Origin of the sequence: Pseudomonas sp. NFACC45, assembly GCF_900113505.1 — a bacterium.
Classification (GTDB): Bacteria; Pseudomonadota; Gammaproteobacteria; order Pseudomonadales; family Pseudomonadaceae; genus Aquipseudomonas; species Aquipseudomonas tehranensis.
Map to the genome: position 1 here is coordinate 261,693 of NZ_FOPO01000003.1, position 13,007 is coordinate 274,699.

A 13,007-nucleotide genomic window follows, 5' to 3' on the forward strand; every position below is an offset into this window, starting at 1 on the left:
GACAGCGGATTGTGTCGAAAAGGTCGCCCTGGCGGCGGTTTTGCCTCTAATCTGATGCCTTATCAAGCACAAGCCTGGTTTTTCCAGGCTTCGTGCTATCAGACGCTTCAAAGTGTGGCATGGCTGTCTTTTTCACTGGATACCTGAGATTCGATGCGCAGTCCCAATTGGTTGTTTCTTGTCTTGCTCCTGTTGCTGGCTGGCCTGCAGTACCGCCTATGGGTGGGTAATGGCAGTTTGGCGCAAGTGGCGGACCTGACTCAGCAGATTGCCGAACAGCATGCCGAAAACGAGGCGTTGCTGGAGCGTAACCGGGTGATGGACGCCGAAGTCAGTGAGCTGAAAAAAGGCATGGAGACCGTTGAAGAGCGGGCTCGCCATGAACTGGGCATGGTTAAAGAGGGCGAAACCCTCTACCAGTTGGCCCAATGAGTATCCGTTTGCCGGCCTTCTGGGCCGTGATTCCTGCCGCGGGCGTTGGAGCTCGTATGGCCGCGGACCGTCCCAAGCAATACCTGCAACTGGGCGGGCGCACAATTCTTGAACACAGCCTTGGCTGTTTCCTCGATCATCCGACCGTAAAAGGCGTGGTGGTCAGTGTTGCACACGACGACCCTTATTGGCCGACCCTGGTCTGTGCCAGCGATACGCGCATCCAGCGTGTGGACGGCGGCGAACAGCGTTCGGATTCGGTGCTCAATGCCTTGCTGCATCTTCACGGGCAGGGTGCCGATGATCACGACTGGGTATTGGTGCACGACGCCGCCCGGCCCAACCTGGCCCGGGACGATCTGGACACATTGCTCAGGGAACTGGCGAATGATCCGGTCGGCGGTCTCTTGGCTGTGCCGGCGCGTGACACCCTCAAGCGAGTCGACAAACACGGCCGTGTAGTGGAAACCGTTGACCGCAGCGTTATCTGGCAAGCCTACACACCGCAAATGTTTCGTCTCGGTGCCTTGCACCGGGCCCTGGCTGACAGCCTGGTGGCCGATGCGCTGATTACCGATGAAGCGTCCGCCATGGAATGGGCGGGGCAAGCGCCACGGCTGGTCGAAGGGCGGGCCGATAACCTCAAGGTCACACGCCCTGAAGATCTGGAGTGGTTGCGCCAGCGTTGGGCGAATCGCCATTAAGTGAAATCGCCATCGCGAGCAGGCTCGCTCCCACAAGGGACTTTGGCTGTACACAAAATTTGTAGCCGCTGAAAATCCAGTGTGGGAGCGAGCCTGCTCGCGATAGCAATCGCTCAGATAACATAAAAACCAGTGTTACCCCCGATACTCCGGCCGCTGGGCCAACCCCTCCTTCAAGTAATCCACCAACTTGCGCACCTTCGGCGACAAATGCCGTTGCTGCGGATACAACGCCCACACCGCTGTATTCGGCGGCTGGTGAGCCTCTAACAGCGATATCAACGCCCCGCTGTGCAAATGCTCCAGCACGTAATAATCCGGCAACTGACACAACCCCACCCCTTGCAAAGCTGCATCCAGCACCGCCTGCCCGCTGTTACAACGCCAGTTTCCCTGCACTCGTTGGGAAAATTCCCGCCCGTTTTGCTCCAGTTGCCAGAGATCGGAGCTGCCGATCAGGCAGTTGTGGCGGCTCAATTCCGACAAGCTATGGGGGCGACCGTAGCGCTCCAGGTAGGACGCCGATGCGCACAGGTACATGCGCCGTGGCGCCAGGCGCGTGGCAACCAGGCGTGAGTCCTGCAAACGGCCCAGGCGAATCGCCAGGTCCAGGCCTTCGTGAACCAGGTCGAGGGGGCGGTTGCTCAACTCGATGTCCACCCGCAATTGCGGATAAAGCGTCATGAACCGCGTCACCAGCGGCACGATGAACCGCTCGCCGTAGGCCACGGCACAGGTCATGCGCAACATGCCCTTGGGTTCGCTGGTGAGGTCGCCCACCGCTCGCAGTGCTTCTTCGCGTCCATCCTGCAAACGCTGGCAATGCTGCAAGAACGTCTGGCCGGCCTCGGTCAGGGTGACCCGGCGGGTACTGCGATACAGCAGTCGTGTCTGCAGACGCTCTTCGAGCCGTACGATTTGTCGACTGATGTGGGAAGACGAAACGCCCAGGCGTTCTGCGGCAGCGGTGAATTGGCTGCATTCGGCCACGGCGACGAACTCGTCAATCCCCTCCCAGCGGTTCTCGGACATGAATGATTATCCCTGTACAGCAATAATGTTTTGCTTTTGGTTGGATTATTCATCGTCCGGTGAGGGATTACACTCCCTGTCTTGTTTTTATTTGCTGGAGACTCCCCATGATCAAATCACGCGCGGCCGTTGCCTTCGAGGCCAAGAAACCCCTGGAAATCGTTGAAGTCGACGTCGCCATGCCCAAGGCGGGCGAAGTGTTGCTGCGCGTGGTGGCCTCGGGTGTCTGCCACACCGATGCCTACACCTTGTCGGGCGCTGACCCGGAAGGGATCTTTCCCTCGATTCTCGGCCATGAAGGCGGCGCAATTGTCGAAGCCATCGGCGAAGGCGTGACGTCGGTTGCGGTGGGCGATCATGTGATTCCGCTGTACACGCCGGAATGCGGGCAGTGCAAGTTCTGTAAGTCGGGCAAGACCAACTTGTGTCAGGCGATTCGCGCCACCCAAGGCAAAGGCCTGATGCCGGATGGCACCTCGCGCTTTTCCTACAAGGGTGAGACGATTTTCCACTACATGGGGACCTCGACGTTCTCCGAATACACCGTATTGCCAGAAATTTCCGTGGCGAAAATCCCCAAAGAAGCGCCGCTGGAAAAAGTCTGCCTGCTGGGTTGCGGCGTCACCACCGGTATTGGTGCGGTCCTCAACACCGCCAAGGTCAAGCCAGGTGACACCGTGGCGATCTTCGGCCTGGGCGGCATTGGCCTGTCGGCAGTGATTGGTGCGGTGAAAGCCAAGGCATCGCGCATCATTGCCATCGACATCAACCCGGCCAAGTTCGAAATCGCCAAGCAACTGGGTGCCACCGATTGCGTCAACCCGAAAGATTTCGACCGTCCGATCCAGGAGGTCATCGTCGACATGACTGACGGCGGTGTGGACTTCTCCTTCGAGTGCATCGGCAATGTCCAACTGATGCGCGCCGCGCTGGAATGCTGCCACAAGGGCTGGGGCGAGTCGGTGATCATCGGTGTGGCCGGGGCCGGCCAGGAAATCGCCACCCGTCCGTTCCAGTTGGTGACCGGTCGCGTCTGGCGCGGTTCGGCGTTTGGCGGCGTGCGCGGGCGCAGCGAATTGCCAAGCTACGTAGAAATGGCCGAGAAGGGCGAGATTCCGCTGGATACCTTCATCACCCACACCATGGGCCTGGAAGATATCAACAAGGCGTTCGACCTGATGCATGAAGGCAAGAGCATCCGTACCGTTATTCATTTCTGAGGTCGGTCATGAGCCTTGAAAATATCTCCTGCCAGAAAAGCTTCGGCGGCTGGCACAAGCGTTACCGGCATCGTTCCGAAGTGCTTGGTTGTGACATGGTGTTTGCTGTGTACCTGCCGCCCCAGGCCGAGCAGGGCGGCAAGTTGCCCGTGGTGTATTGGTTGTCCGGATTGACCTGCACCGACGAGAACTTCATGCAAAAGGCCGGCGCCCAGCGCATGGCCGCCGAACTGGGCCTGATTATTGTTGCGCCGGACACCAGCCCGCGCGGCGCCGACGTGCCGGGCGATCCGGACGGTGCCTGGGATTTCGGCCTGGGGGCGGGGTTTTATCTGAATGCCACGCAGGAACCGTGGGCGCGGCACTATCGGATGCATGACTACGTGGTGCAGGAATTGCCCGCCTTGGTCGAAGCGCATTTCCCAGCCTCGGATAAGCGCGGCATCAGTGGTCACTCCATGGGTGGCCACGGCGCGTTGGTCTGCGCCTTGCGTAACCCAGGGCGTTACCACTCGGTGTCGGCCTTTTCGCCGATCAACAATCCGATGGATTGCCCGTGGGGTCAGAAGGCGTTTTCTCGTTATCTGGGGGACGACCGCTCGAAGTGGCGTGAGTGGGATGCTTGTGCATTGATCGCCGAAGCCGACGAGAAGCTGCCGTTGCTGGTGGATCAGGGCGACCGCGATGATTTCCTGGCCAACCAGCTCAAGCCCGAAGCCCTACAGCAAGCGGCCAGGGCCGCGGGTCATCCGTTGGAACTGCGCTTGCAGCCGGGCTACGACCACAGCTACTTCTTCATCGCCAGCTTCATTGAGGATCACTTGCAACATCATGCCCACGCTTTAGGGGGCTCTTAGTCGGTTTCCCCTTGGCGGGGGAGCTAATTGAGGGCGCTCCCTACGCTGAATGCAGGTAGAATCACGCCCTGACAAAAATCGGGGCGTTTTTTATATGCGTATTGGCCACGGCTACGATGTTCACCGTTTCGCTGAAGGCGACTTCATTACTCTGGGCGGCGTGCGTATTGCACACAGCTTCGGGCTGCTCGCGCATTCTGACGGTGACGTCCTGCTGCACGCCTTGAGCGACGCCTTGCTGGGCGCGGCCGCGCTGGGTGATATCGGCAAACATTTCCCCGACACCGACCCGCAATTCAAGGGCGCCGACAGCCGGGTGCTGCTGCGCCATGTCGTTTCGCTGATCCACGCCAAGGGCTGGACAGTCGGCAATGTCGATAACACCATCGTCGCCCAGGCACCGAAAATGGCGCCGCACATCGAAGCGATGCGTCGGTTGATTGCCGAGGATCTGCAAGTCGAGCTGGACCAGGTCAACGTGAAAGCCACCACCACCGAGAAACTGGGTTTCGTCGGTCGCGAAGAAGGCATTGCCGTTCATAGCGTTGCCTTGTTGCTGCGCCCATGACCGAACTTGAACTATTGGGCCCCCGTGCCTACGGCGAGTCGCTGGGCAGCGCCGTACTCAAGGCCACTGCTGAAGACTTCCAGGTCGACGAAGTGCTCGACATCCCGCTGACGGGCGAAGGCGAGCACTTATGGATCTGGGTTGAAAAACGCGGTTTGAACACTGAAGAGGCGGCCCGACGAATTGCCAAGGCCGCCGGCGTATCGTTGCGCACCGTCAGTTATGCCGGTCTCAAGGACCGCCAGGCGCTGACCCGCCAGTGGTTCAGCGTCCAGTTGCCGGGCAAGGCCGACCCGGACCTGTCGGCGGCAGAAAACGAAACGCTGAAGATCCTCAAGACCGGTCGCCATAAACGCAAGCTGCAACGCGGCGCGCACTCGGCCAATGGCTTTACTTTGCGTCTGACCCAGTTCAAGGGGGACGTGGCCGCCATCGAGGCGCGGCTGCAACAGATTACGCGCCAGGGCATCCCCAATTATTTCGGCGCCCAACGGTTCGGGCATGACGGCGGTAACCTCGTCGATGCCCGCGCCTGGGCGGCGCGCAAGGCTTTGCCGGAACAGCGCAATGTGCGTTCACGGCTGTTGTCCACCGCCCGCAGTTTTCTGTTCAACCGGGTGTTGGCGGCGCGGGTTGCCGACGGCACCTGGCAGCAGGCGCAGGTCGGCGACTTGCTGGCCTTCACCGACAGCCGCAGCTTTTTCCCGGCGGGTGAAGCTGAATGCAGCGATCCACGCCTGGCGATCCTCGATCTGCACCCGACCGGGCCGCAGTGGGGCGAGGGACCTTCGCCTGCCGCCGGCGCGACCTTTGAGTTGGAACAGGCCATCGCCGAGAGCGAAGCCGACCTGCGCGACTGGTTGATAAACGCGGGAATGAGTCACGAACGTCGCATCCTGCGACTGCCCATTGGCGGCCTGTCGTGGCATTATCCCCAGCCTGACATTCTGCAACTGGAATTCGTCCTGCCGGCCGGATGTTTCGCCACTGTCTTGGTGCGCGAACTCGTCGATCTGGTGCCGGTGGGGCAGACGGACAGCCCATGCGTATTCTGATTTCTAACGACGACGGGGTGACAGCACCCGGCCTTGCCGCGCTTTATGCTGCGCTGGCGGATTTTGCCGAATGCGTGGTCATTGCCCCGGACCAGGATAAAAGCGGCGCCAGCAGTTCGCTGACGCTCGACCGACCATTACACCCGTGTTATCTGGATAATGGTTTCATCAGCCTCAACGGCACCCCGACCGACTGCGTGCACCTGGGCCTCAACGGCTTGCTGGAGCGTGAGCCGGACATGGTGGTTTCGGGCATCAACCTGGGTGCTAACCTGGGCGATGACGTGCTTTATTCCGGCACCGTGGCCGCCGCCCTTGAGGGACGTTTCCTCGGGCATCCGTCGTTTGCCTTTTCGTTTGTTTCGCGGCAAGTCGATAATTTGCCTACTGCCGCGTACTTCGCCCGCAAGTTGGTCGAGGCCCATGGCGAATTGGACCTGCCACCGCGCACGGTGCTGAACGTGAACATTCCGAACTTGCCACTGGATCACATCCGAGGCATCCAGCTCACTCGCCTGGGGCATCGTGCCCGAGCGGCCAAGCCCATGCAGGTGGTCGATCCCCGGGGCAAGGCCGGTTACTGGATCGCCGCGGCTGGTGATGCCGAGGATGGCGGGCCGGGCACCGATTTTCATGCAGTGATGCAAGGCTATGTCTCGATCACGCCGTTGCAGCTGGATCGCACCTTCAACGATGCTTTTCGAACGCTCGATGGCTGGCTGGAGGGGCTGCGCTGATGGCTCGCGAGCAAGACGACATACTGCGCCGCGGAATCGGCATGACCTCCCAACGTACCCGGGAGCGGCTGATTCAACGGCTCTATGAAGAAGGCCTTTCCAACGCCCAAGTGCTGGAAGTGATTCGCCGCACCCCACGGCATTTGTTCGTCGATGAAGCCTTGGCCCATCGCGCCTACGAAGACACCGCATTGCCGATCGGCCACAACCAGACCATTTCCCAGCCTTATATGGTGGCCCGCATGAGCGAGTTGCTGCTGGAGGCGGGGCCGCTGGACAAGGTGCTGGAGATCGGCACCGGTTCGGGTTACCAGACGGCGGTGTTGTCGCAGCTGGTGGAGCGGGTATTTTCCGTGGAGCGGATCAAGGTGCTGCAGGATCGCGCCAAGGAACGCCTGGTAGAACTGAACCTGCGCAATGTGGTGTTTCGCTGGGGCGATGGCTGGGAAGGCTGGCCGGCCTTGGCACCTTATAACGGCATCATCGTGACCGCCGTTGCCACTGATGTGCCCCAGGCCTTGCTGGATCAACTCGCGCCCGGCGGCCGGCTGGTCATTCCGGTGGGGGCTGGTGAAGTCCAGCAATTGATGCTGATCGTGCGCGAAGAACATGGGTTTTCTCGCCACGTACTGGGGGCGGTTCGCTTCGTTCCGTTGCTTAACGGGCCATTGGCCTGAGCATTTATAAACAGACGCTGAATTCCGTGGCGTGGGTTGTGTCTTACATCGGCACTGATCTTGTCACCGTTGTTTGGTTAAACGGATTCCAACGGCGTCGAGCAAACGTGTGCGCCAGCGCCTCGCGCTTCTTTAATAGAGGTGGGGTTGCGGCCAGCTATATTTGTAATACCGTTGCCTGCATGGGCAGTTTCCAATTTTTCAACCACCACAAAGGGAGCGGCGGGTGAGTCTCACAGTCATTGCGCAGCGTATGGGTATCACGAGCTTTCAGCGCCTGGTGACTGGCCTTGTCTTGAGTACCTTGCTGGTCGGTTGCTCCAGTACCCCGTCGGGTAACGTCCGGGTTGTCGATCGCACCAATGCAACGCCTCAACGTCCTACAGTAACGACCGGTCAGTATGTAGTCCGTCGCGGTGATACGCTGTTTTCCATCGCTTTTCGCTATGGCTGGGACTACAAAGCCCTCGCTGCGCGAAACAACATTCCTGCGCCTTATACGATTCATCCGGGTCAGAGAATTCGCTTTGATGGGCGCAGTGGTTCAACGCCTACCGCGGTGGTCACTCAGTCCGGTTCGACGACTTCGTCGTCGAGTAAAACCACGGTGATTCGCCGTCCGGTCGGTGCTGCAACGGCAACAGTACCGTCCGTCGCGAGCAAACCGGCACCTGCTCCTACCCCTGCGGCAGGCCCCAGCCCGAGCGGCTGGGGATGGCCTTCTAATGGCGTTCTGATTGGAAAATTCTCTTCAAACGGTAGTTTGAATAAAGGAATTGATATCGCCGGGGATTTGGGACAGCCTGTTTTAGCCGCGTCTGATGGCACGGTTGTGTACGCCGGGAGTGGTTTAAGGGGCTACGGCGAACTCGTGATCATCAAACACAGCGATACCTACGTCAGTGCCTACGGTCACAACCGCAGGCTGTTGGTTCGGGAGGGGCAGCAGGTCAAGGTCGGGCAAAAAATTGCCGAAATGGGATCAACGGGAACGGACCGGGTGAAACTGCATTTTGAGATTCGCCGACAAGGTAAGCCAGTCGATCCGCTGCAATTCCTGCCACGTCGTTGATTTGATTGTCAGCCTGTTCCGTCACGTAGAGGGAACAGGCTCCAGCGTTGCCAAGGATAAAGGCGTCGCTTGAGCTTGAGGTCGAACTCACCAAAGGACTATAACAATGGCTCTCAGTAAAGAAGTGCCGGAGTTTGACATCGACGATGAGGTTCTCCTTATGGAGACCGGCATCGCTATGGATTCGATGTCGAATGATGAAGGGGCGACTCCACCTTCCGTTCGTGCCAAATCCAGACACTCCGCTTCGCTTAAACAACATAAGTACATCGACTACACACGGGCGCTGGACGCCACTCAGCTGTACCTCAACGAAATCGGCTTCTCGCCGCTGCTCTCCCCCGAGGAAGAAGTTCATTTTGCGCGTCTGTCGCAAAGTGGCGATCCGGCCGGGCGAAAACGCATGATTGAAAGCAACTTGCGCCTGGTGGTGAAAATCGCCCGACGCTACGTCAATCGTGGACTGTCGCTGCTGGACCTGATCGAAGAGGGTAACCTGGGGCTGATTCGCGCTGTCGAGAAATTCGACCCCGAGCGAGGCTTCCGTTTCTCGACCTATGCGACCTGGTGGATTCGTCAGACCATCGAGCGGGCGATCATGAATCAGACCCGGACCATCCGGTTGCCGATCCATGTGGTCAAGGAGCTGAACGTCTACCTGCGGGCTGCCCGTGAACTCACCCAAAAGCTCGACCACGAACCCTCGCCCGAAGAGATCGCCAACCTGCTGGAAAAACCGGTGGGCGAGGTCAAGCGCATGCTTGGGCTCAACGAGCGGGTTTCTTCGGTTGACGTCTCACTGGGTCCGGACTCGGATAAAACCCTGTTGGACACACTCACCGATGACCGACCTACCGACCCTTGCGAGCTGCTCCAGGATGATGACTTGTCCCAGAGCATCGACCAGTGGCTCTCGGAGCTCACGGACAAGCAACGGGAAGTGGTGATTCGCCGCTTCGGCTTGCGCGGTCATGAAAGCAGCACCCTTGAAGATGTGGGCCTGGAAATCGGGCTGACCCGTGAGCGGGTCAGGCAGATTCAGGTCGAAGGCCTCAAGCGTCTTCGGGAGATCCTGGAGAAGAACGGCCTGTCGAGCGAGTCGTTGTTCCAATAAACAGGAACGCGCATGTAATAGGAAAAGCCCTGACTGGTTCGGGGTTTTTTCGTTTCTGTGCCGGCTGTTTCAGTGCTCACGTTGTTTGTCGTCTTGGTGTGTAAGCTTTTGCCTAGTGTTGCGTAAGCGTTTGGTTTGCCGGCGGAGGGATAGACGACTATAAAGGTCGTCGTATTTTTCATATATTATTGATATATATAGGTATTTTTCTGTGTTTCAGTGCTGTGACAGAGCCGGGCGACGGTGTGAGGCCAATTGCACTCGCCGAGGAAAATACTAATATCAGTCCTGTGTCGACGGACAGACACACCTGTCACGGACGATGGGGAAGGAAGGACATCGCAGGACGCGATTCATCAGGACGATGAAAAGGATCAAAGGGATTAGGGAAAAAATGTGGGCGGGTCAAACCGCCCCTTTTTTTTGCCTGCGATTTAGTGAATCCGAGAAAACAAAAAGGCCCGCAAGGGGCCTTTTTCGACGAACGCAGGGTGATATCAGCGTTCGAGGTCTTTGAGCTTGTCTGGCTTGCCATCCCACTCTTTGGCTTCTGGCAGCTCGTCTTTCTTTTCGGTGATGTTCGGCCAGATCTCCGCCAGTTCGGCGTTCAGCTCGATGAAGTTTTCCATGCCGGCCGGCACTTCGTCTTCCGAGAAAATGGCGTTCGCCGGGCATTCCGGTTCACACAGGGCGCAATCGATGCACTCGTCCGGGTGAATGACCAGAAAGTTCGGCCCTTCGTAAAAGCAGTCCACCGGACAGACTTCTACGCAGTCGGTGTACTTGCACTTGATGCAGTTGTCGGTGACGACGAAGGTCATTCTAATTCTCTCCTCAGGCGCGGCGTGCTGCGCCCCTTCACGTGGGGGCGTAGGTTCGGGAGCGATAGTCTGCGGACCAGGCTAAAAGTCCGCAGCATCCCAAACCGCGCGAGATTCTAACAGCTTGCAAGCCCGTGCGTTAGATCCGTGTCTTCAATGTATAGAGCAATTCAAGTGCCCGACGTGGCGTCAGGTCGTCCAGATCCACTTTGGCCAGTTCATCGAGCACCGGATGCGGCAGGCTGGCGAACAGGTCGCTCTGCTGCGGAGCAGCCGGTTTACCTTTGCTCGGGCGCGGTGTTTCGTGGGGCAAGCTGGTGGTTTCCAGCCGGCTCAAATGCTCGCGGGCACGGCTGATGACTTCGCTCGGTACGCCGGCCAGTTGCGCGACTGCCAGGCCGTAACTCTGGCTCGCCGGGCCGGGCAGCACGTGGTGCAGGAACACGATGCGCTCGTTGTGCTCGGTGGCATTGAGATGCACGTTAGCCACCAGTGGCTGGCTTTCTGGCAGCACCGTCAGTTCGAAATAGTGGGTGGCGAACAGTGTGTAAGCACGCAGGTGCGCCAGGCGTTCGGCCGCCGCCCAGGCCAGGGACAGGCCGTCGAAGGTGCTGGTGCCGCGTCCGACCTCGTCCATCAGCACCAGGCTGCGTTCGGTGGCGTTGTGCAGAATGTTCGCGGTTTCGCTCATTTCCACCATGAACGTCGAACGCCCGCCGGCCAGGTCATCGCTGGAGCCGATACGGGTAAAGATCCGGTCCACCAGGGACAATTCGCAGCTGGCTGCCGGCACGAAACTGCCGATGTGGGCCAGCAGCACGATCAACGCGGTCTGGCGCATGTAGGTAGATTTACCGCCCATGTTCGGACCGGTGATCACCAACATGCGGGTGTTGTCATCCAGGCTCAGGTCGTTGGCCACGAACGGCGTGGTCAATACCTGTTCGACCACCGGATGACGACCCTGGCTGATGCGCATGCACGGCTCGCTGACAAACCGCGGGCAGTTGAGGTCCAGGTTCAAGGCGCGTTCGGCCAGGTTGCTCAGCACGTCCAGCTCCGCCAGGGCGCCGGCGGTGTCCTGCAGCGGCGGCAGTTGGCTGATCAAGTCTTCGAGCAGCGCCTCATAGAGCATCTTTTCCCGGGCCAGGGCGCGGCTCTTGGCCGACAGCGCCTTGTCTTCGAAGGCCTTGAGTTCCGGGGTAATGAAGCGCTCGGCACCCTTGAGGGTTTGGCGGCGAATGTAGTCAGCCGGCGCCTGTTCAGCCTGTTTGCTCGGCAATTCGATGAAGTAACCGTGGATGCGGTTGTAGCCGACCTTGAGATTGGCCAGGCCCGTACGGGCTTTTTCCCGGGCTTCGAGGTCGATCAGGAACTGCCCGGCGTTCTCGCTCAGCGATTGCAATTCGTCGAGTTCGGCGTCGTAGCCGGTTTTCAGCACACCGCCGTCACGGATCACCGCCGGCGGGTTGTCGATAATGGCTTTTTCCAGCAGCGCAGCCAGCTCCGGGTAAGTGCGGGTGGTGCGCGCCAGTTGTTGCAGGTGCGGCGCTTCCAGGTCGGTCATCGCCACCTGAAGCTCGGGCAGGGCGCCGAGGGCATCGCGCAGGCGCGCCAAGTCACGGGGGCGGGCGTTGCGCAGGCCGATCCGCGCCAGGATCCGCTCGATGTCACCGATTTCCTTGAGCTGCGGTTGCAACTGTTCGAAGCGATAACGATCCAGCAGGCAGGTAATGGAGCTCTGGCGCGCCAGCAGCACCGTCAGGTCCCGCAGCGGACGGTTCAGCCAACGGGTCAGCAGACGGCTACCCATCGCGGTCTGGCAGCGATCGACCACCGATTGCAGGGTGTTGTCGCGCCCGCCGGCCAGGTTGGTGTCCAGTTCCAGGTTGCGTCGACTCGCGCCGTCCAGCACCACGGTGTCATCCAGGCGCTCATGACGCAGGCTGCGCAAGTGGGGCAGGGCGGTGCGCTGGGTTTCCTTGGCGTAGGCCAGCAGGCATCCGGCAGCGCCAATAGCCAGGGTCAGGTTTTCGCAGCCGAAGCCTTTAAGGTCCTGGGTGGAGAACTGCTGGCAGAGACTTTTCAGCGCCGAGTCACGCTCAAAATCCCACGGCGCCCGACGACGCACGCCACGGCGTTTTTCCGCCGGCAGGTCTTTGGGCCAGTCGTCCGGGATCAGCAATTCAACCGGATTGACCCGCTCCAGCTCCGCCAACAGGTTTTCCCAGCCCTTGATTTCCAGCACCGAGAAATTGCCGCTGGTGATGTCCAGCACGGCGAGGCCGAACAGGCGTTCATCGCCCAGCACGGCGGCGATCAAGTTGTCCCGGCGTTCATCCAGCAAGGCTTCATCACTGACCGTACCCGGCGTGATGATACGCACGACTTGGCGTTCCACCGGCCCTTTGCTGGTGGCCGGGTCGCCGACCTGCTCGCAGATCACCACCGACTCGCCGAGCTTGACCAGCTTCGCCAGGTAACCTTCCGCCGCGTGGTAAGGAATCCCACACATCGGAATCGCCATGCCCGCCGATTGCCCACGCGCCGTCAGGGTGATGTCCAACAACTTGGCGGCCTTCTTCGCATCCTCATAGAAGATCTCGTAGAAGTCGCCCATGCGGTAGAACATCAACTGATCGGGGTGCTGATTCTTCAATCGCCAGTATTGCTGCATCATGGGCGTGTGGGAGGACAGGTCGTTCACGGCTGTATTCA

General features: G+C 59.7%; 13 protein-coding genes. 10 read left to right on the forward strand and 3 right to left on the reverse strand.

Annotated elements, in window-relative coordinates; translation table 11 throughout:
• Positions 1 to 153: 153 nt before the first annotated feature.
• The gene (gene ftsB, locus BM132_RS06795; protein WP_047227579.1) at positions 154 to 432 is read left to right on the forward strand and encodes a cell division protein FtsB; all 279 of its coding nucleotides are present in this window, start codon (positions 154 to 156) and stop codon (positions 430 to 432) included.
• A complete protein-coding gene (gene ispD, locus BM132_RS06800; RefSeq protein WP_092454164.1) occupies positions 429 to 1,136 on the forward strand; it encodes a 2-C-methyl-D-erythritol 4-phosphate cytidylyltransferase in 708 nt (235 codons plus the stop codon). The genes ftsB and ispD overlap by 4 nt, the downstream gene beginning before the upstream one ends.
• Positions 1,137 to 1,271: 135 nt before the next feature.
• Here the strand turns inward: ispD and BM132_RS06805 are convergent, their stop codons facing one another.
• Positions 1,272 to 2,168 (reverse strand): LysR substrate-binding domain-containing protein, encoded by an 897-nt coding sequence (locus BM132_RS06805; RefSeq protein ID WP_092401166.1) that lies wholly within the window; start codon positions 2,166 to 2,168, stop codon positions 1,272 to 1,274.
• Between the two features lie 107 nt (positions 2,169 to 2,275).
• Between BM132_RS06805 and BM132_RS06810 the strand changes: the two genes are divergently transcribed.
• The 8 genes from BM132_RS06810 (at position 2,276) to rpoS (ending at position 9,468) form a co-directional block, all read left to right on the forward strand.
• Entirely contained in the window at positions 2,276 to 3,388 is a 1,113-nt protein-coding gene (locus BM132_RS06810; protein WP_025212132.1) for an S-(hydroxymethyl)glutathione dehydrogenase/class III alcohol dehydrogenase, read from the forward strand.
• Positions 3,389 to 3,396: 8 nt separating this feature from the next.
• Entirely contained in the window at positions 3,397 to 4,245 is an 849-nt protein-coding gene (gene fghA / locus BM132_RS06815; protein ID WP_092454166.1) for an S-formylglutathione hydrolase, read from the forward strand.
• 94 nt (positions 4,246 to 4,339) lie between these two features.
• A complete protein-coding gene (gene ispF, locus BM132_RS06820) occupies positions 4,340 to 4,813 on the forward strand; it encodes a 2-C-methyl-D-erythritol 2,4-cyclodiphosphate synthase (protein ID WP_092401342.1) in 474 nt (157 codons plus the stop codon).
• Positions 4,810 to 5,868 carry a tRNA pseudouridine(13) synthase TruD gene (gene truD / locus BM132_RS06825; protein WP_092454168.1) on the forward strand — a complete coding sequence of 353 codons (1,059 nt, stop codon included), beginning with the start codon at positions 4,810 to 4,812 and terminating at the stop codon, positions 5,866 to 5,868. The genes ispF and truD overlap by 4 nt, the downstream gene beginning before the upstream one ends.
• On the forward strand, positions 5,856 to 6,605 hold the full coding sequence (gene surE / locus BM132_RS06830; RefSeq protein ID WP_047227585.1) for a 5'/3'-nucleotidase SurE: 750 nt from the start codon (positions 5,856 to 5,858) through the stop codon (positions 6,603 to 6,605). Before truD ends, surE begins: the two co-directional genes overlap by 13 nt.
• A gap of 41 nt (positions 6,606 to 6,646) precedes the next feature.
• Complete coding sequence (locus BM132_RS06835) at positions 6,647 to 7,282, forward strand: protein-L-isoaspartate(D-aspartate) O-methyltransferase (protein ID WP_161796107.1); 636 nt, start codon at positions 6,647 to 6,649, stop codon at positions 7,280 to 7,282.
• A gap of 226 nt (positions 7,283 to 7,508) precedes the next feature.
• Complete coding sequence (locus BM132_RS06840) at positions 7,509 to 8,354, forward strand: peptidoglycan DD-metalloendopeptidase family protein (RefSeq protein ID WP_092401154.1); 846 nt, start codon at positions 7,509 to 7,511, stop codon at positions 8,352 to 8,354.
• A gap of 106 nt (positions 8,355 to 8,460) precedes the next feature.
• On the forward strand, positions 8,461 to 9,468 hold the full coding sequence (gene rpoS, locus BM132_RS06845) for an RNA polymerase sigma factor RpoS (protein ID WP_047227588.1): 1,008 nt from the start codon (positions 8,461 to 8,463) through the stop codon (positions 9,466 to 9,468).
• Positions 9,469 to 9,965: 497 nt separating this feature from the next.
• On the opposite strand, the gene fdxA is transcribed toward rpoS, so the two are convergent.
• Both fdxA and mutS read right to left on the reverse strand, forming a co-directional pair.
• Complete coding sequence (gene fdxA, locus BM132_RS06850; RefSeq protein WP_092401151.1) at positions 9,966 to 10,289, reverse strand: ferredoxin FdxA; 324 nt, start codon at positions 10,287 to 10,289, stop codon at positions 9,966 to 9,968.
• Positions 10,290 to 10,428: 139 nt separating this feature from the next.
• A complete protein-coding gene (gene mutS / locus BM132_RS06855) occupies positions 10,429 to 12,996 on the reverse strand; it encodes a DNA mismatch repair protein MutS (RefSeq protein WP_177218144.1) in 2,568 nt (855 codons plus the stop codon).
• Positions 12,997 to 13,007 lie beyond the last annotated feature (11 nt).